The 18332-nt window shown below is 71.7% G+C and carries 17 protein-coding genes, 1 tRNA gene and 1 pseudogene; 11 read left to right on the top strand and 8 right to left on the bottom strand.

Features of this window, described 5'->3' with window-relative positions; genetic code table 11:
• Positions 1-708: 708 nt before the first annotated feature.
• Positions 709-2109: an IS30-like element ISMtsp4 family transposase gene (locus tag QA634_RS07340; RefSeq protein WP_012330561.1), complete on the bottom strand. Its 1401-nt coding sequence runs from the start codon at positions 2107-2109 to the stop codon at positions 709-711.
• Positions 2110-2156: 47 nt separating this feature from the next.
• Here QA634_RS07340 and QA634_RS07335 point away from each other — a divergent pair.
• Positions 2157-2456, top strand: a pseudogene (locus QA634_RS07335) (IS3 family transposase); the annotation flags it as partial.
• A 230-nt stretch (positions 2457-2686) separates the two neighbouring features.
• On the opposite strand, the gene QA634_RS07330 reads toward QA634_RS07335, so the two are convergent.
• Both QA634_RS07330 and QA634_RS07325 read right to left on the bottom strand, forming a co-directional pair.
• A tRNA-Lys gene (locus QA634_RS07330) sits at positions 2687-2762 on the bottom strand.
• Positions 2763-2882: 120 nt separating this feature from the next.
• The gene (locus QA634_RS07325; protein ID WP_012331377.1) at positions 2883-4442 is read right to left on the bottom strand and encodes a 2-isopropylmalate synthase; all 1560 of its coding nucleotides are present in this window, start codon (positions 4440-4442) and stop codon (positions 2883-2885) included.
• Positions 4443-4888: 446 nt separating this feature from the next.
• On the opposite strand from QA634_RS07325, the gene QA634_RS07320 reads away from it, so the two are divergent.
• Positions 4889-5212 (top strand): hypothetical protein, encoded by a 324-nt coding sequence (locus tag QA634_RS07320; RefSeq protein WP_012331376.1) that lies wholly within the window; start codon positions 4889-4891, stop codon positions 5210-5212.
• A 113-nt stretch (positions 5213-5325) separates the two neighbouring features.
• A complete protein-coding gene (locus QA634_RS07315) occupies positions 5326-5613 on the top strand; it encodes a DUF6356 family protein (protein ID WP_012331375.1) in 288 nt (95 codons plus the stop codon).
• A 65-nt stretch (positions 5614-5678) separates the two neighbouring features.
• Here QA634_RS07315 and QA634_RS07310 read toward each other — a convergent pair whose 3' ends face one another.
• Both QA634_RS07310 and QA634_RS07305 read right to left on the bottom strand, forming a co-directional pair.
• Complete coding sequence (locus QA634_RS07310; protein WP_012331374.1) at positions 5679-6389, bottom strand: NUDIX hydrolase; 711 nt, start codon at positions 6387-6389, stop codon at positions 5679-5681.
• Positions 6386-7300, bottom strand: a complete 915-nt coding sequence (locus tag QA634_RS07305) for a PhzF family phenazine biosynthesis protein (protein WP_012331373.1) — start codon at positions 7298-7300, stop codon at positions 6386-6388. The genes QA634_RS07310 and QA634_RS07305 overlap by 4 nt, the downstream gene beginning before the upstream one ends.
• A gap of 150 nt (positions 7301-7450) precedes the next feature.
• Between QA634_RS07305 and QA634_RS07300 the strand changes: the two genes are divergently transcribed.
• Positions 7451-8227 (top strand): AAA family ATPase, encoded by a 777-nt coding sequence (locus tag QA634_RS07300; RefSeq protein ID WP_012331372.1) that lies wholly within the window; start codon positions 7451-7453, stop codon positions 8225-8227.
• On the opposite strand, the gene QA634_RS07295 is transcribed toward QA634_RS07300, so the two are convergent.
• Entirely contained in the window at positions 8224-8973 is a 750-nt protein-coding gene (locus QA634_RS07295; RefSeq protein WP_012331371.1) for an SDR family oxidoreductase, read from the bottom strand. The genes QA634_RS07300 and QA634_RS07295 overlap by 4 nt on opposite strands.
• Positions 8974-9094: 121 nt before the next feature.
• The gene (locus QA634_RS07290) at positions 9095-9571 is read right to left on the bottom strand and encodes an MmcB family DNA repair protein (protein ID WP_012331370.1); all 477 of its coding nucleotides are present in this window, start codon (positions 9569-9571) and stop codon (positions 9095-9097) included.
• Between the two features lie 315 nt (positions 9572-9886).
• Here QA634_RS07290 and QA634_RS07285 point away from each other — a divergent pair, with 315 nt between their 5' ends.
• From QA634_RS07285 to QA634_RS07260, 6 genes are all read left to right on the top strand, one after another.
• Entirely contained in the window at positions 9887-12139 is a 2253-nt protein-coding gene (locus tag QA634_RS07285; RefSeq protein ID WP_012331369.1) for a TonB-dependent siderophore receptor, read from the top strand.
• Positions 12140-12150: 11 nt separating this feature from the next.
• Positions 12151-13281 (top strand): PepSY-associated TM helix domain-containing protein, encoded by a 1131-nt coding sequence (locus QA634_RS07280; protein ID WP_012331368.1) that lies wholly within the window; start codon positions 12151-12153, stop codon positions 13279-13281.
• Positions 13278-13463 carry a hypothetical protein gene (locus QA634_RS07275; RefSeq protein WP_012331367.1) on the top strand — a complete coding sequence of 62 codons (186 nt, stop codon included), beginning with the start codon at positions 13278-13280 and terminating at the stop codon, positions 13461-13463. Before QA634_RS07280 ends, QA634_RS07275 begins: the two co-directional genes overlap by 4 nt.
• A 66-nt stretch (positions 13464-13529) precedes the next feature.
• Positions 13530-14408 carry an ABC transporter ATP-binding protein gene (locus tag QA634_RS07270; RefSeq protein ID WP_012331366.1) on the top strand — a complete coding sequence of 293 codons (879 nt, stop codon included), beginning with the start codon at positions 13530-13532 and terminating at the stop codon, positions 14406-14408.
• A 76-nt stretch (positions 14409-14484) separates the two neighbouring features.
• On the top strand, positions 14485-15267 hold the full coding sequence (locus QA634_RS07265) for an ABC transporter permease (RefSeq protein ID WP_012331365.1): 783 nt from the start codon (positions 14485-14487) through the stop codon (positions 15265-15267).
• A gap of 218 nt (positions 15268-15485) precedes the next feature.
• Positions 15486-16484 carry an ABC transporter substrate-binding protein gene (locus QA634_RS07260; protein ID WP_012331364.1) on the top strand — a complete coding sequence of 333 codons (999 nt, stop codon included), beginning with the start codon at positions 15486-15488 and terminating at the stop codon, positions 16482-16484.
• Positions 16485-16697: 213 nt separating this feature from the next.
• Here the strand turns inward: QA634_RS07260 and QA634_RS07255 are convergent, their stop codons facing one another.
• Entirely contained in the window at positions 16698-17219 is a 522-nt protein-coding gene (locus tag QA634_RS07255; RefSeq protein ID WP_012331363.1) for a DedA family protein, read from the bottom strand.
• 129 nt (positions 17220-17348) lie between these two features.
• Between QA634_RS07255 and pdxY the strand changes: the two genes are divergently transcribed.
• The gene (gene pdxY / locus QA634_RS07250) at positions 17349-18197 is read left to right on the top strand and encodes a pyridoxal kinase PdxY (protein ID WP_012331362.1); all 849 of its coding nucleotides are present in this window, start codon (positions 17349-17351) and stop codon (positions 18195-18197) included.
• Positions 18198-18332 lie beyond the last annotated feature (135 nt).

The following is an 18332-nucleotide window of genomic DNA, read 5'->3' as shown; positions in this document are numbered from 1 at the left end:
CGCCACAACAACCGATCGCCGGGATCGCTGGAACTTAAGATTGCATCTCAGGATTTAGCAATCTTAGATTGTAACAACCGCCACGTCCAACCGAGCATGTACCCCATAGAGGTGAGATCACGCGCTTACGCATATACCTAAACTGGATGAGCGAACCGATATTGTCAATTATCAGTTTTTCCCTCTACAGTGAGCCGACCGGCTGCTTTTGTGGACCGCCCAGCTTGAATAGCTAAGGCGTTCGAGGGAACCTGCGTTGATAATAGCCGCGAGCCTCTGACAGCCGAGGGCAACTGGATTTTTCGATGTGTCACATTCCAGTGCTGCCGTCAGACGCCACCGGTAACAGGCCGATGAGAGGGGGAGTGCGAACTGGCTGTCCGTCTCGCGCCTCGACACCCACTCTGCGGCGGCCTGACGCACCGCATGGGTGGACTTGCTTCGGGAGAGTGGAGCGCGCGTTCCGCGAGGGATGAACCGCCCCGGACTACGCTCATGCCACACGCCGCGCTGATCCCGGCAGAATGCCGGCCCGGGCGCGGAGTGACACGACGCGGATGCGCGAGATCCGGCGCGTGCGCGAGGCGGGTGTCGCGCACTGCGCAGGCCAGCTTCGTGCTGGACGCGCTGGAGCAGGCGCTGCACAAGCGCCGCCCTGCTCACGGGGCGGGCTCGTGCATCACTCGGATCGCGGGTCGCAACTTGGGTTCAAGCGGTCGTCGCAACACCATCTTGCACGGCAGCCAGCACAGCGTCGAGCGCCTCTGCCGGCGTCTTCCAGTTCAGCGTCTTGCGCGGTCTGCTGTTGAGGGCTGCGGCCACAGCAGCAAGATCGTTCGCGCTGTGGGCGCTCAGATCCGTTCCTTTCGGGAAGTACTGTCGCAGTAACCCGTTCGTATTCTCGTTCGTCCCCCGCTGCCAGGGTGAGCGTGGATCGCAGAAGTAGACCTGCAGACCCGCGTCGATCCGCAAGCGCGCGTGCTCGGCCATCTCGGTACCCTGGTCCCAGGTCAACGAGCGCCGCAGCTGCTCGGGCAAGCGCGCGATCGTGCCGGCGATCGCCTCGCGCACCGCCTGGGCCCCGTGCCCCGCCAGCGCCGGGCCGTTCTTCGCACGCGGTGTCACCCCATGGCCGTCCATCGGCGGAAGATGCAGCAGCATCGTAAAGCGCGTCGTGCGCTCGACCAGGGTCCCGATCGCCGAACTCTTCAGACCCAGGATCAGATCTCCTTCCCAGTGCCCCGGCACCGCGCGGTCCTCCACCTCGGGCGGACGCTCGCTGATGAGCACCTCGGGGGTGACGAACGACCTGCCTCGGCCCAGGCTGCGGGCCCGCGGCACACGCAAAGCCCGTCCTGTGCGAAGACACGCGGTCAGCTCACGCTTCAGCGCGCCCCGGCCCTGGATGTAGAGCGCCTGATAGATCGCCTCGTGACTGATGCGCATCGTCGTATCGCCCGGAAAGTCGAGCCGTAGGCGCTCGGCGATCTGCTGCGGACTCCAGGATCGACCCCATCGCCGGCTCTGGCGTCGCCCGTGCCGCCGTCCCTTCCAGGCAACGCTAGGGCCAGGCAGAGCGCTCCCGCCCGGTGTCGCGACAGTTCCGGCGAGCCGCTCCTGCACGTACGTCCGCAGCGCTGCGTTCCCCGCCAGTTTTGCTGGCTTGGGCCGGCGTGCCGCGCGTTCAGCGTGCCACTGCGCGGTCGTGGCGCGATAGTCCAGGCCGCCACTGCGGGTCGCCGCATTGCGGCGCAATTCCCGCGAGATGGTCGACGCCGCCCGTCCCAGACGCCGAGCGACGTCCCGGACCCCGTGACCTTGCGCTTGTAGGATCGCGATCTCCTCCCGCTCAGCCAACGACAGGTAGCGCGCAGAAGGCGACTTGGATGATGGTGACAGGTGGGAAGGTGCCATTCCGCCTGCTGTCCGGAACCACCGCGAGCCGACCGGTGGCGAGATCCCGAGCTTCATCGCTGCGACCTCGCTGGAGAGACCCTGCGCGAGGAACGCCCAGAACCCCCGCCGCGTCTCGCGCAGACCGACCCCGGGACGACCCGGTGACCGCAGCTTCTCGCGAAGTGCCCGATCCGAACGCCGCCGACCTGCCATCACAACCGCCCTCCGCCAAGCCGTTGCGACGACCACTTGAATCCACCCAATACCTCGCTCTGCAGTACAAGGACCGGCTGGCGGCGGCTGGGGTCCAGCCTTCGGTCGACAGCGTCGGGGACTCGTACGACCATGCTCTGGCCGAGACGATCAACGGCCTGTTCAAGGCCGAGGCGATCCATCGGCGCGGTCCGTGGCGCAGCTACGAGGCCGTGGAGTTCGCCACCCTCGAAGGGGTCGGCTGGATCAACCACCACCGGCTGCTGGAGCCGATCGGCAACGTGCCTCCCGCCGAGGCCGAGGCGCGCTACGATGCCCAGGTGCAGAAGCCAGCCCTGGCCGCCTGACCCAAGCCAAACAGCCTCCGAGAAAATCGGAGCGGTTCAGCTTCGAGTACCGGCTCGTGACCGAGACCGACGATAAGGCGGCCAGCCTGCGCGACACGGCGGACATCTGCGGAGCGTCGGCCTCCACGGCGGCGCGTCCATCAAGCCCATCACACGGCAGTTTGTGACCTGAGGCGTTCCCTAGAACGCCCCCGGATGCAGCGCCGTCTCAGCTAAGTCTCTGATTTGATTGGTGGGTGCACTAGGGCTCGAACCTAGGACCCGCTGATTAAGAGTCAGCTGCTCTACCAACTGAGCTATGCACCCGTCGCTCTCAGGGAGCGAGACCGGGCGGCCACCAACCGTCCCGATCGCGAGGCGGGATGTAGCGGGTCGGATCCGGGCTGTCCAGTCCCGAATCCGACCCGCCTCGCGCTTTTTCGGCGGCTATTCGGCCGCCGCATGCTGGGCATGCAGGCGGTTGGCGCCCGCCAGCAGCTTGTTCAGCGCCGCCAGGTAGGCCTTCGCGGAGGCGACCAGCGTGTCCGGGTCGGCGCCGCGCGCCGTCACGCTGCGCTCGCCCTGGCGCAGGCGCACCGACACCTCGGCCTGCGCGTCCGTGCCCTCCGTCACCGCGTGGACGTCGTAGAGCTCGAGCTTCGCCTCGTGCGGCACCAGGGCGTGGATCGCGTTGAAGACCGCGTCGACCGGTCCGTTGCCGTCCGCCTCCTCCGTCGCGAGGCGCCCCTCGATGTCGAGGCGCATCGTCGCCCGCTGGGGGCCGCGCGTGCCCGCGATCACCGTCAGCGACACCAGCCGGATGCGGTCGTGCGCGGTCGCGAGGTTCTCGTCGACCAGCGCCTCGATGTCCTCGTCGTAGACGTTCTTCTTGCGGTCGGCGAGCGCCTTGAACCGCTCGAACGCGTCCTGGAACTGGTTGTCCGACAGGCGGTAGCCCATCTCCTCCAGCTTCGAGCGGAAGGCCGCGCGGCCCGAGTGCTTGCCCATTACCAGCGAGGTCTTCTGAACCCCGACCGATTCCGGGGTCATGATCTCGTAGGTGGACTGGTTCTTGAGCATCCCGTCCTGGTGGATGCCGCTCTCATGCGCGAAGGCGTTCCGGCCGACGATCGCCTTGTTGTACTGGACCGGGAAATGCGTCGCGGCCGCCACCAGCTTCGAGGCCCGCATGATCTGCGTCGTGTCGATGCCGGTGGCGTAGGGCAGCACGTCGCCGCGGGTGCGGATCGCCATCACCACCTCTTCGAGCGCCGCGTTGCCCGCCCGCTCGCCGATGCCGTTGATCGTGCACTCGATCTGGCGCGCGCCGCCCTCCACGCCCGCGAGGGAGTTCGCGATCGCCAGTCCCAGGTCGTTGTGGCAATGCACCGAGAAGACCGCCTTGTCGGCGTTGGGCACCCGCTCGCGCACCGCGCGGAACATCGCCCGGTACTCGTCGGGCGTCGCGTAGCCGACCGTGTCCGGCAGGTTGATCGTGGTCGCCCCCATCCGGATCGCCGTCTCGACGCAGCGGCACAGGTAGTCGAGCGGCGTGCGCGTCGCGTCCATGGCCGACCATTCCACGTCCTCGACGAGGTCGCGGGCCTGGGCCACCGTCCGCTGGATGATCTCCAGCACCTCCTCCTCGCTCTTGCGCATCTGGTGGGCGAGGTGGATCGGCGACGTCGACACGAAGGTGTGGATGCGCCCGCGCGCGGCGGGCCGCACCGCCTCCCCGGCCCGCGCGATGTCGGCGGGGATCGCCCGGGCGAGGCCCGCCACCACGGCGCGCTTGGTGCGCCGCGCGATCTCGGTCACCGCCTCGAAATCGCCGTTCGAGGCGATCGGGAAACCCGCCTCGATGATGTCGACGCCCATCCCGTCGAGCATCTCGGCCACCGCGAGCTTCTCCTCGAAGGTCATGGTGGCGCCGGGGCATTGCTCGCCGTCGCGCAGGGTAGTGTCGAAGATCAGGACGCGCTCGGCGGAGGAAGCAGCTTGGGTCATGGGAAAATCCGTTCTGGGAGATCGCCCGGCGCGGCGCTCGGGGCGGCGCGGATCGCGATCGCGAGCTGGGACGAGGATGGTCGCGCTCCCCTGAAGGCCCAGGCGCGCGCCCGGACGGCCCTCAGGGGCGGCTAAGGAGAAGGCCGGGAAGGAGGAGCGCGCGCGACCGCGCCGCCCGCAGGGCGGTCCGGGTCGTCAGCGGCAGGGAGCCGGCATGCGCCACGGCTCGGGTCTCCTCAAGGCGGAACGCCTGACGTCGCCCTCTCTACCGGCGGCGGGCCGCGATGACAAGCCGGCGGCCCTGACGGGGCGCGCCGCCCCGATGGACCGGGTGCCTGGGGGCCACGCGCCTGGGGGCCGCGCGCCGGATTGACCCGCCCGACCGCCCTTGCCACAAGCTCGGCCGCAGATCCTCCCCCGGGAGTCGATCCGCCAGGAGAGCGTCCATGCTGCCTCGTTCCGGCCTCGCCGCCGCCCTGCTCGCCGCCCTCGGCCTCGCCGCCTGCAAGCCGAGCGTGCCGCCCCCCGCGGTCGCGGCGGCACCGGTCGCCGCCCCGGCGATCCCGCCCGGCGGCTCCGGCTGCGGCCCGGCCATCGCCCGCACCCAGACCATCGTGAACAGCGACGTCGCCACCGGCAACCTCAACGAGCCGGTCGGCAAGCGCTTCTCGGCCGATCTCGGCCGGGCCGCCGAGGCCTGCGCGGCCGGCCACGAGGCCGAGGCGCTGCGCCTCCACGCCGCCGCCCGCGCCCGCTACGGCTATCCGTGAGGGTGCGGCCTTCACGATCCGTTAACCCTGCTGGCCCGACTCTTGATAAGCTGGCCCGGCCGACCGGCCGGCGCCCCCGGCGGTCTCCGCCCGCCCGATCCGGAGTGGTCGCCATGCGCCTGCAGAACCCCTTCACGGCCCATCCCGCCTCCCTCGGCGAGACCTACGCGCAGCATATGCGCGCCTCGCTCAGCTACGCGGTGCCGCTCCTCGGCGCGGCGCTGGCGGCCTTCGTGCATGCGGGGCTGCCGTTCCTCTTCACCACCACGGCGAGCCGCACCGTGGCCCGCCTGCACGCGCGCATGACCCGGCGTTGCGTCCGCTGCCCGTCCGGGCCCGCCCACCGGCCCGACCTGTTCGCGCGCCGCCCCGCCGAGACCGGCCTGATCTACGAGATCTGAGGCGGCCGTCGGGCCGGCCCTTGGCGGTGGGGCCGGACCTTGGCGGTGGGGCCGGCCCTTGGCCGTCAGGCCAACAGAAAGGCGTCGTGCAGGAAGGCCTGCACGAAGGCCGGCATGACGGACGGGTCGATGTCCCCCGGGCCGCGCACCACCACGAGGCCGGCGAGTTCCGGCACCTCCTCGGCGGCGAGGTGGGCCTCGGCGCGCGCCAGCAGGTCCGCGGCCGGCTCGCCCATCGCGACCGGCCGCAGGAGCGCGAGGTGGCCGCCGTGCCGCACGAGCACCCACTCCTCCGCGGCGCCCTCCGGCGGCGCGAGCCCGGTCTCCTCCGCGAGCTCGCGCACGGCGCTGGCCGCGAGGTCGACGCTGCCGTCCGGGCGCACGTCGGAGGGGTCGGGCGTGCCGCAGGCGAAGTAGACCTGACCGGCGCTGGCCGTGTGCGCGTTCATGCGGCCGAGCAGGTAGGCCCCGTCGCGGCTCAGCGGTGCCACCGCGGCGAAGACGTTGACGACGGCGGGATCCGGGAAGCCGAGATCGCGGAAGGCCGTGAAGGTCGCGAAATCGGTCTCGAACAGCCGCATCGCGACGGTCCGGCCACGGATCTCGACGTGGTTCGCCAGCAGCACGCGGCCGTTGAACAGCGCCGGGCGCTCGGCGAGGCGCCGCCGCCAATGCGCCGCGATCCCGGCGGCGTTCTCCCGCGCCCAGGCCCAATCGTAGGGGGCGAGGGCCGCGGTCAGGTGCGCGGCGCGCGACAGGCTCGCCTTCGCACTCATGCCCGCAGGGTGCCCTCGCTGACCACGACGGCGCTGCCGCCGATCTCGGCCGCGCGCAGCGCGCCCGCCTCGATCACCAGCTGCAGGGCGATCTCGCTCGGGCGGCCCATCTCGTAGCCCTGCCCGATCGGAATGTCGTGCGTGCCCTCGCCGAGGGGCTCGAACTGCATCAGCGCGCCCGCGAAGGCGGCGACGGCGGCGCCGGTCGCCGGATCCTCCGCGATGCCGAGGCCCGGGGCGAACATCCGGGCCCGGAAGCGGTGGGCGGGATCCTCGGTCTCGGCCGTGTAGAGGAAGACCTTGGCGCCGGGGCCGAAGGCCCGCTCCAGCGCCTCGGCGCTCGGTCGGGCGCGGCCGAGCGCGTCGAGGGAGCGCAGGGGCACCAGCTCGAAGGGCGTGCCGGCGCCGTGCCGGCTCGGCCGGTGGCGGGCGAAGCCGATGTCCTGGGCGGCGAGGCCGAGGCCGGCCGCCACGGTCGCGGCGTCGGGCCCGAGCCCCTCGGCCTCGCCCCAGATCTCCGGGAGCTTCGGCAGCCGGAAGCGCGCGCGGCCCCTCCCCTCCCCCGGCTCGACCACGCAGGGCACCACCCCGACCGTCTCCTCCAGCCCGAAGGCGAGCGCGTCGGCGCGGCCGGCGCGGCGGTCCTGCAGGCCGAGGAGCACGGCGGTGCCCACGGTCGGGTGACCGGCGAAGGGCAGTTCGTGGACGGGCGTGAAGATGCGCAGCCGCGCGCGGTGGCGGGCCTCCTCGGGCGGCAGCACGAACACCGTCTCGGAGAGGTTGAACTCGCGGGCGATGGCCTGCATGGCGGCGCCGTCGAGCCCCTCCGCGTCGAGCACCACCGCGAGCGGGTTGCCGGCGAACGGCCGCTCGGTGAAGACGTCGAGGGTCACGAAGCGGCGTGCGGTCATCGCGGCATTCTCCCAAACCCCGCTGCGGCGCAGCAGGCCCGCCGGTGTAGCGCAGGACCGCTCCGCCGAGAATGGTGGCGTGACCTGCGGGGCGGCTCGGGGCAGGATGGCATGCCGCAAGGGAAGAGAACCGCGAGGGAAGGCGACCGCATGGCCCGACGCAGCCTCACGACGCGCCTGCCGCCGCCCTTCCTCAAGCGGGTCTGGCTCGACCCCGCCAGGGTCGCGCGGCCGGAGGCCTATCCGTTCTGCCTGCCCGTCTTCCGGGGCGGGGATTTCGAGATCCTGTTCGAGCGGCCGATCACGATCGTCGTCGGCGAGAACGGTGCGGGCAAATCGACCCTGCTCGAAGGGATCGCGGCCCTGTGCGGCTTCGACGTGGCGGGCGGCAGCCGCGACCACCGCCCGCTCGACCACGCGGAGGCGCTCGCCACGGACGGCGACGCGCTCGCGCCCGCCCTGCGGGCCGCCTGGCTGCCGAAGGTCGCGGGCGGCTGGTTCTTCCGGGCCGAGAGCGTCTTCTCGGTGGCGCGCTCCCTCGACGCGGTGAACGGCGCGCAGGCGCCCGATTACCTGTCGCGGTCCCACGGCGAGGGCGTCCTGCGGGTCTTCCGCGAGCGCTGCCTGCGCCAGGGCGTCTTCCTGTTCGACGAGCCGGAGGCGGCCCTGTCGCCGCGGCGCCAGGTCACCTTCCTGGCGCTGCTGCGGGAGATGGAGCGGATGCGGGCCGCCCAGGTCATCATCGCGACCCACTCGCCGATCCTGATGGCCTATCCGGGCGCCGCCCTGATGGCGGTCACGCGCGCCGGCCTCGCGCCGGTGCGGCTCGGGGACACGGCGCATTTCCGCCTCTACCGCGAGTTCTGCGACGATCCGGAGCTGTTCGTCGAGGCGGCCCTGGCCGCCGAGGAGCCGTCCGAAAGCTAGACGGTCCGCCCGCCGTCGATCGGCATCTCGATCCCGGTCAGGAATTCCGCCTCGTCGGAGGCGAGGAACAGCGCGGTGGCGGCGATGTCCTCCGGGCGCGACAGGCGGCCGAGGGGGATGGTGGCGATGAACTTGGCGCGGTTCTCGGGCGTGTCCGGCACGCCCATGAAGGCTTCGAGCAGCCCGGTCTCGCCCATCACCGGGCAGAGCGCGTTGACCCGGATCTTCCAGGGCGCGAGTTCGACCGCCAGCGACTTCGACATCAGGTTCACGGCGCCCTTCGAGGCGTTGTACCAGGTCAGGCCCGGCCGCGGCCGGATCCCCGCCGTCGAGCCGACGTTGAGGATCACCCCGCCGCCGTTGTCGCGCATGGCCGGCGCCACCGCCCGCACGAAGTGGAAGATCGACTTCACGTTGACCCGGAACACGCGGTCGAACGTGTCCTCGTCGACCTCCATCAGCGGCTGGTTGCGGTGGGTCATGCCGGCATTGTTGACGAGGATGTGGGGCGTGCCGAAGGCCTCGGCGGTGCGGGCCACGGCGCGCGCCACGTCCTCCTTCGCCCCGACATCGGCCGTGACCGCGATCGCGTCCCGGCCGATCGCGGCGGCGACCCGCTCGGCCTCCTCCCCGCGCAGGTCGACCACCGCGACCCGCGCACCCTCCTGCGCGAAGCGCCGGGCGATGCCCTCGCCGAACCCGCCGCCCGCGCCCGTGACGATCGCGACCTTGCCCCGAAGCCTCATGCTCGATCCTCCCTGCCGGACGCGCTGCGCGGCGCGTCGGTCGGGCCGGATCATGGGGCGGGGCTGGCGCGGCTGTCCAACGCCGCCGGCGCCGGCCAGGGTTGCGCCGGGATGCGCTCCTTCAGAGGCTCCCCTCGCGCACCGCGCCCGGATCGGCGAGCGCGTGGAGCAGGCCCGCCGCCGCGCGGGCGAAGCGCAGGGTCACGGCCTTCCGGCGGGCGCCCGCCAGGGGATGGTCGGGCGGCTCGCGCAGGATCGCGGCCCCGAACGCATCCGCCACGATGAGGCCGGTCTCCTCCGGCAGCACGGCAATCGGCATCTCCTCCGGCACCGCGAAGTAGAAGCGGTCGCAGAAATCCCGGTAGTCCGGCCATTTCCGGTCGGCGCGGAAGTCGGGCAGGCCCGACTTGATCTCGATGATGGTGAGCTGGCCCGACGGCCCGAGCGCGATCAGGTCCGCCCGCCGGCCGTTCGCCAGGGTGAATTCCGGGATCGTGACGTGGCCGAGTTCGGCGAAGAGCCGGCGCACCCCGCGCCGCACCTCCAGCGCGATCGGCGACTGGCGGCGGTCGACGGGGAGCGAGAGGGCGGCGGACACGAGGGGAACCGGGATCCTGGCGAATCGGAGGACGCATCCCAGCAGGTCGCGCGCTGGTTGTCACCGCCGCCTGTGTCGCAGCTCCCCCGCGCGGCGCCGCCGTGGCGCGGCGCGGATCACGCCCGGTGACGCGCGAGCCACACGCTCAAGGTGTCGTTGCCGGCGAGCTTGCCAGCAGGTTGCTCAGCGGGTAGCACCGCCGCATGGAAAAACTCTGAAAAATCAGTATTTTATTACAATTCAAAACAGCGCCGCCCCGCGCGACTCGCCGCTTCGGCGAGCCCGTCGTGCTGCGCGCGTGAGAGGGTCCGGGTGATGCGGCGGAGCGTGGGCGCGAGTCTGATCGGCAAGGTGGTCCTGGCGGGCCCGATGGTCCTGGCAGGGGCCTCGATGGTCCTGGCAGGGGCCTCGACGGTCCTGGCAGGGGCCTCGACGCTCCTGCTCGCCGGGGCGGCGCGGGCGCAGGAGGGCACGATCGCGCTCGACACGATCAGCGTGGAGGGACAGGGGGCGGCCGGGGCGGGCCTCCCGGGGGCGCGCCGGCCCGAGACCGCCACCGGCCCGGTCGAGGGCTACGTGGCGACCCGCAGCGCCACCGCCACCAAGACGGACACGCCGCTCATCCGCACGCCGCAATCGATCTCGGTGATCGGCGCCGCGCAGCTCCAGGCCCAGAAGGCCCAGACCCTGTCGGAGGCCGTGCGCTACGCGCCGGGCGTCTTCGCCAACCCGTTCGGGCCGGATACCCGCCTCGACTGGTTCATCCTGCGGGGCTTCTCGGCCACCGAGAGCGGCCTGTTCCGCGACGGGCTCCAGCTCTTCCAGACCTCCTTCGCCAATTACCGCATCGACCCCTTCGGCGCCGAGCGGATCGAGGTGCTGCGCGGGCCGGCCGCGACCCTGTTCGGCGGCAGTCCGGTGGGCGGCCTCATCAACGTCGTGTCGAAGCGCCCGCCGCTCGACCCGCTGCACTCACTCGAATTCGGCGGGGGCTCCTTCAACCAGGCCTACGCGGCCTTCGACCTCGGCGGGCCGGCCGATGCGGAGGGGCACTGGTTCTACCGGCTCACCGGGCGCCTGCAGAACAGCGACGCGCCCGTCCGCTTCGCGCCGGAGGACCGGGTCTTCCTCGCGCCCGCCCTCACCTACAAACCGGACGGGGCCACGACCTTCACGCTGCTGACGAGCGTCCAGCGCGACGTGACCGGCGGGGCGGGCCAGTTCCTGCCCTATCTGGGCACCGTGCGCCCCCAGGCTCTGGGCCTGCGCATCCCCCGCCCGCTCAATGTCAGCGACCCGCTGATCGACGGCTACACCCGCAATCAGGCCAATCTCGGCTACCTGTTCGAGCACCGGATCGACGACGTCTGGACCGTGCGGCAGAATTTCCGCTACTCGCTCACCGACGTCCGCGACCAGCGCTACGTCGGCAACGGCTACGAGGCCGGCGACGCCACGCAGACGCAGCTGTCCCGCTACGGCTTCCTGACGACGCCGAAGGCCGGCCTCGTCACGGTGGATACGCAGGCCGAGGCCCGTTTCGCGGACGGGCTCTTCGCCCACGACCTGCTGCTCGGCATCGACTACAAGCGCTACGACCTCAATGATTACCAGGCCTCCGCCTTCCCGGCGCCCACGCTCGCCATCCTGGCGCCGCGCTACGGCCAGCTCGCCGGCCAGCCGGTGCCCTACCTGGTCGCGAACCAGCTGCTGCAGCAGGTCGGCCTCTACGCGCAGGACCAGATCCGGCTCACCGAGCGCCTGACCTTCCTGGTCGGCGGGCGGCAGGACGTCGTGACGAGCGACCTGACGAACCGGCTCACGCCCTCCGCCTCGGTGCGCGGCGACGACCGGGCCTTCACCGGCCGGCTCGGCCTGATCTACAATTTCGACAACGGCTTCGCGCCCTACGTGACCTGGGGCACATCCTTCAATCCGACGCCGGGCGCCAACGGCCAGACCGGTGCGCCCTACCGGCCGGACCGCGGCGACCAGATCGAGGTCGGCGCCAAGTTCGAGCCGCCGGGCTGGAACACCCTGTTCACGCTGGCGGCCTTCGACCTCCAGCGCGCCAACGTGCTGACGCCGGACCCGAGCAATCCCTTCAACAACCTGCAGATCGGTGCGGTGCGCTCGCGCGGCATCGAGGCCTCGGTGGTGGCGAGCCTCGCCGAGGGCCTGAACCTCGTCGGCGCCTTCACGACCTACGACCTGCGCACGGTCAAGGGCACCGTGCTCGACCTCGGCAGGGTGCCGGTCGGCATCCCGGAGACCTTCGGGTCGCTCTGGCTCGACTACACGATCCCCTCGGGCGACTGGAAGGGCTTCGGGTTCGGCGGCGGCCTGCGCTCCGTCGGGCGCTCCTACGCGGACGTGGCCAACACCCTGCGGGTGCCGGATTCCGTGCTCCTCGACGCCGCAATCCACTACGAGCGCGACGGCTGGCGGGCCGCCGTGAACATCCAGAACGCCGCCGACCGGCGCTTCGTCTCCTCCTGCTCCAGCGCGACCGCCTGCTTCTACGGCGAGCAGCGCCGGATCGTCGCCAGCGTCAGCTACCGCTGGTGAGGAGGTCCGCCATGAACGCGGCGCGGCTGCGCGCGTGGCGGCGCGTCCACACCTGGACGAGCCTGATCGCCACCCTGTTCCTGCTGCTCCTCTGCCTGACCGGATTGCCGCTGATCTTCCACCGGGAGATCGACGGCTGGTTCGGCGCGGGGCCGGCGCCGCTCGCCAGCGGGCAGGCGCCGCTCTCCCTCGACCGCGTGGCGCAGATCGCCCTCGCCGACCATCCGGGGCAGGTGCTGCAATATCTCGGCCACGACGAGGACGCGCCGCGGGCGGTCTTCGCGATCCTGAACAAGGCGGCCGACGCCCATCCGAACGCGTCCGTGACGACGCTCTACGACGCGGCGACGGGCGCCCGCCTCGGCCCGCCGCGCAGCGCCTTCATGCAGGTGATGCTGCGGCTCCACGTCGACCTCTACGCGGGGCTGCCGGGCAAGCTCTTCCTCGGGGCGATGGGCGCGCTCCTGGTGGCGGCGATCGTCTCGGGGGTCGTGCTCTACGGCCCGCTCATGCGGCGCATGGCCTTCGGGACGATCCGGGCCGGGCGGGCGCGGCGCATTCTCTGGCTCGACCTGCACAACCTGATGGGCATCGTCACGGTGGCGTGGCTGACGACCGTGGGGGCGACCGGCGTGATCAACACCCTGTCCGAACCGATGATCGGCCGCTGGAAGGCGACGGACCTCGCCGCCATGCATGCGGGCCGGGGCGGAGCCCCGGCGACGCCGCGCCTGTCGCTCGACGCGGTGGTGGCGCGGGCGGTCGCGGCGGCGCCGGGCATGACGCCCTCCTTCATCGCGTTTCCCGGCACGGCCTTCAGCACCGGCCGGCACTTCGGCGTGTTCCTGCGCGGCGACACGGTCCTGACCTCGCGGCTGCTGCGGCCGGTGCTCCTCGACGCCGAGACCGGCGCGGTGGCCGCGACGCGGCGGCTGCCCTGGTACCTGACCGCCCTCCTGGTCTCGCAGCCGCTGCATTTCGGCGATTACGGCGGCCTGCCGCTGAAGCTGATCTGGGCGCTGCTCGACCTCGTCAGCGTCGCGGTCCTGGGCAGCGGGCTCGCCCTGTGGCTCGCCAAGCGGCGCGCGGGCGGGGCGGCTCCGCCTCCCGCCCCCGTCCCGGCCCGGAGCGGCCGCGCGTGAGGCCGCCCCGCCCGGTCTTCCGCATCCCGCTCCTCGTCGGCGGGGCCTCGGCCGCGGGACTCCTCGGCGCGCTGCTGATCGAGGAGATCGGCCCGGTCCTGGCCTGGCTCGGCCTGTCCCTGCCGCTCGTCCTGATCCTGTGGCATGGCGCGCGGGCGCTCGGGCGTGCACGAAGCGGTTGATCTCGCGCCGCCGCTCGCCGAATGTCGCCCGCGACGGCGGGAGGCATCGCCGCGGGAGGGAACGGCATGAGCCAGAACGGCGTGGCCGAGGGACGACGGAGCGGCCGGGCGGGCGTGCGGCTGGTGGGCGGCACGGCGGTCGCCCGCAGCGCCAGCGCGGTGCGCCTCGACGCCGTCTCGATCGCCTTCACGCTGAAGGGCGGCAAGCGCTACGTGGCCGTGGACGGGATCGACCTCACCGTCTCCCCCGGCGAGTTCGTGGCGGTGGTCGGCCCGACCGGATCGGGCAAGTCGACCCTCCTCAACGCCGCGGCGGGCCTGCTCAAGCCGGTGGCCGGCCTCGTCAGCATCTTCGACGGCCCGCTCACCGGCCTCAACGCCCGGGCCGGCTACCTCTTCCAGGCCGATGCCCTGATGCCCTGGAAGACCGCCCTCGACAACGTCGCGGTGGCGCTGGAGCCGCAGAAGGTGCCGCGGGCCGAGGCGCTCGCGCGGGCGCGCGACTGGCTCGGGCGGGTGGGCCTCGCCGGCTTCACGGACCGCTACCCGCACATGCTCTCGGGCGGCCAGCGCAAGCGCGTGGCGCTCGCCCAGATGCTGATCCGCGACCCCGAGATCCTGCTGATGGACGAGCCGTTCGGGCCGCTCGACGCGCAGACCCGGCAGATCATGGGCAACCTCCTGCTCGACCTCTGGGCCGCCAACCGCAAGGCCGTGATCTTCGTCACCCACGACCTGGAGGAGGCGATCGCCCTCTCGGACCGGGTCGTGGTGCTCTCGGCCGGCCCCGCCGCCCGCATCGTCGGCGACTTCCCCGTCGCCCTGCCGCGGCCGCGCGACACCAGCGAGATCCGCCTCGAACCGCAATTCCACGCCCTCTACAAGGAGATCTGGGCGCGGCTGCGGGTCGAGGTCTCGCGCGCCTATGCGGGCGGGCCGGCATGAGGCCGGCACGGAGAGCGGTTTGACGCCGCCGGGACCCGCCAGAACCTTTCGCCATTCGCCCCGGAGCCTCCGCCCCGTGAACCGTCTCGGCCTCCTCGCCCTCCAGATCCTCGTCGGCCTCGCCATCCTGGCGGTCTGGCACGTGCTCACGGTGTATCCGCTGCTGGGCCAGCCCAGGCAGCTGCAGTTCTTCTTCTCGACGCCGGTCGACGTGCTGAAGCGGACCTGGGCGGAGATGAGCAATCCCGAGATCTGGGGCCATCTCTGGATCACCCTGCAGGAGACGGTGCTGGCCTTCGCCTTCGGGGCGCTGGGGGGCATCGCCTTCGGCTTCCTGTTCGCCCGCAACGCGCTCCTGGCCGCGGTCTTCGACCCCTACATCAAGGCCGCGAACGCGCTGCCGCGCGTGGTGCTGGCGCCGATCTTCGCCCTCTGGTTCGGGCTCGGCATCTGGTCGAAGGTGGCGCTCGGCTTCACCCTCGTGTTCTTCATCGTGTTCTTCAACGTCTACCAGGGCGTGCGTGAGGTCAGCCCGGTCGTGCTCGCCAACGCCCGCATGCTCGGTCTCAACGAGCGCGGCCTGCTGCGGCACGTCTACTGGCCCTCGGCCTTGACCTGGATGTTCTCCTCGCTGCACACGGCGGTGGGCTTCGCGCTCGTCGGCGCGGTGGTGGGGGAGTATCTCGGCTCCTCGGCCGGGCTCGGCTACAAGATCCACGAGGCCGAGAGCGTGTTCGACGTCACCGGCGTCTTCGCCGGGATGCTGATCCTGACCGTCTTCGTCATCGTCATCGACGCCGCCGTCACGCTGATCGAGCGGCGGCTGCTGGTCTGGCGCCCCGGCCCGGCCGGCGGCTAGAGCGGCGCCCGATCATGGGGCGGTCGGACGCTGCTCCCGGCCTTGGATGGTGCCGCATCGTCCTCGACGAACCGGCATCCGCATCGTCGGACAATACCTCAAGCGGAACTGCCCCACGCACGTCTGCTTGGATTCCTGGTGCCGCATCATGTGTGCCGCCGAACCGGGGACCTCTTCGGCGCATGATGCTCGGGCCTGATCTCACCGGAGGACATCTCATGGACCGCCGCAGCTTCCTGGCCGGCGCCACCGCGCTCGGCCTCGCCGCGCCCGCCCGCGCCGAGACCGTCAAGGTCCGCATCGGCGTCGGCGGCAAGCCGCTCCTGTACTACCTGCCGCTCACCATCGCGGAGAAGAAGGGCTACTTCGTCGAGGAGGGGGTGGAGGCCGAGATCAACGATTTCGGCGGCGGCGCCCGCTCGCTCCAGGCGCTGATCGGCGGCTCGGTCGACGTGGTGACGGGGGCCTACGAGCACACGATCCGCATGCAGGCCAAGGGACAGGACGTGCGGGCGGTGTGCGAACTCGGCCGCTACCCGGCGATCGTGATCGCGGTGCGCAAGGACCTCGCCGGGACGGTGCGGGGCCCGGGCGATCTCAAGGGCCGCAAGATCGGCGTGACGGCGCCCGGCTCCTCGACGGCGCTCGCGGTGCAGTACGCGATGATCAAGGCGGGGCTGAAGGCCACGGACGCGCCGCTCATCGGCGTCGGCGGCGGGGCGGGCGCCATCGCGGCGATGAAGAAGGGCGAGATCGACGCGATCTCCCACCTCGACCCGGTCATCGCCAAGCTGGAGGCGGACGGCGACATCGCCGTGATGATCGACACCCGCACGGAGGCCGGGACCCGGGCGCTGTTCGGCGGGCCGAACCCGGCGGCGGTGGTCTACACCAAGCAGGAGTGGATCGAGCGCCACGCCGCCGCGACCCAGAAGGTGGTCAACGCCTTCGCGAAATCGCTGAAGTGGCTCGCCGCCGCCACTCCCGAGGAGGTCGCCGACACGGTGCCGCCCGCCTACCATTTCGGCGACCGGCCGCTCTACGTGCAGGCGGTGAAGAACTCGCTCGAGAGCTATTCCCGCACCGGCATCCCCTCGCAGGAAGGCATGGCGAGCGTGCTCGACCTCGTGCGCACCCTCGATCCGGAGCTGCAGGGCGCCAAGATCGACCTCGCGGCGACGCTGGAGGACCGCTTCATCCGCAAGGCGATGGGCTGAGCGTCCTTCGCCGGAGGGGTCATCCGCCATCCGGTTGATGGCGTCGCCATCTCCCATGTCGGCCATGCGGATGGCGGCGTCGCTCAGGCGCCGCACGGGCTTGGGATACGGGATCGGCTTCGATCGAGCGGATCCCGGATCACCGGTTCGGCGGCGAAGCAGGCCTGCCTCGCGCAAGGCGGTTTCGGGGGAGCCGGGGGATCGGCCTGCCCCTCACCCCTCCATCCAGCCGAACAGCCCCGCCCCCGGCGCGAGCCAGACGAAGGCCCAGACGAAGCCCGAGGTGACGTTGGCGATCTGGAACGGGATGCGCCCGACCACGAAGATCCCGGCGATGAGCGGCACCACCGCCCGCGCCGGCCCGACGAAGCGGCCGAGGAAGATTCCCCAGGCGCCCCAGCGCCGGCAGAAGGTCTCGCCCGTCTCCATCATCTCGGGATAGCGGGTGAGCGGCCAGATCCGCTTCGCCCCCTCCTTGTAGTAGCGGCCGAACTCGTAGGAGGCCCAATCGCCCAGGATCGCCCCGATCCCGGCCCCGACCATCACCGGCAGGAACGGGATGCCGCCCGCCCCGAGCAGGGCCCCCATGCCGAGCAGGATCACGGTGGCGGGCACCAGCAGCGAGAGCACCGCGAGCGACTCGCAGAAGGCGACGAGGCCGGCGATGAGCGGCGCCCAGGCATGGTGCGCGCGCACGAAGTCGAGCGTGGCGATGCGGATCGTCTCGAAATCCATGAACCTTGACCGTCTCTGCCCGGGGCGATGGTGGGGCTTCCCCGCCGGAATGCAATCCGGGGCGATCGCGCGTGTTGAGCCGCCCCGAGCGGCGGGCTACCACCGGGGTTCGAGGCCCGAGGGTCCTGCATGAACATCCTGTCGATCCAGTCCCACGTCGCCTACGGGCATGTCGGCAACGCCTCGGCGGTCTTCCCGATGCAGCGGCTCGGGGTCGAGGTCTGGCCGATCCACACGGTGCAGTTCTCCAACCACACCGGCTACGGGGCGTGGCGGGGCCGGGTCTACGACGGGCCCTCGATCGGCGAGCTCGTCGAGGGCATCGCCGAGCGCGGGGTGCTCGGCGCCTGCGACGGGGTGCTCTCCGGCTACATGGGCTCGGCCGAGATCGGCGAGGCGATCCTCGGGGCCGTGGCGCGGGTGCGGGCCGCCAATCCGAGAGCGCTCTATTGCTGCGACCCGGTGATTGGCGATGTCGGCCGCGGCGTCTTCGTGCGCCCGGGCGTGCCCGACTTCATGCGCGACCACGCGGTGCCGGCCGCCGACATCGTCACGCCGAACCAGTTCGAACTCGATCACCTCTCGGGCCTGCCGAGCCGCACCCTGGCCGAGGCCAAGCGCGCGGTGGCGGCCGTGCAGGCGCGCGGCCCGCGGGTCGTCCTCGTCACCTCGCTGCACACCGCCGAGACGCCCGAGGATTCGATCGACCTGCTGGCCGGCGAGGCCGGGGAGGTCTGGCGCCTGCGCACCCCGAAGCTCGCCATCTCGGTCAACGGGGCCGGGGACGCGAGCGCCGCCCTGTTCTTCGTCCACTACGCCCGCTCCGGCTCGGCGGCCGAGGCGCTCGGCGCCATGGCGGCCTCGGTCTTCGGCCTCCTGCGGCGCACCGCCGAGGAGGGCGCGCGCGAGATCCTGACCGTGGCCGCGCAGGACGAGTTCGTGGCGCCGAGCCGGGTCTTCCCGGTCGAGGCGGTGTGATCGCGGCGATGCGCGCCCGCATCGCGGCGATGCACACTGGCATCGCGGCGATGCGCGTGCGTTCGGCACGCCGCTGTGGTGCGGATGTGCTTGCCTGTACGCGCAAGGCTGTGCATCGATTCGCGCAGGCTGGCG

Origin of the sequence: Methylobacterium sp. CB376, from assembly GCF_029714205.1 — a bacterium.
Classification (GTDB): domain Bacteria; phylum Pseudomonadota; class Alphaproteobacteria; order Rhizobiales; family Beijerinckiaceae; genus Methylobacterium.
The sequence above is the reverse complement of the archived record's forward strand: the minus strand, read 5'-3'. Positions and strand labels throughout refer to the sequence as shown.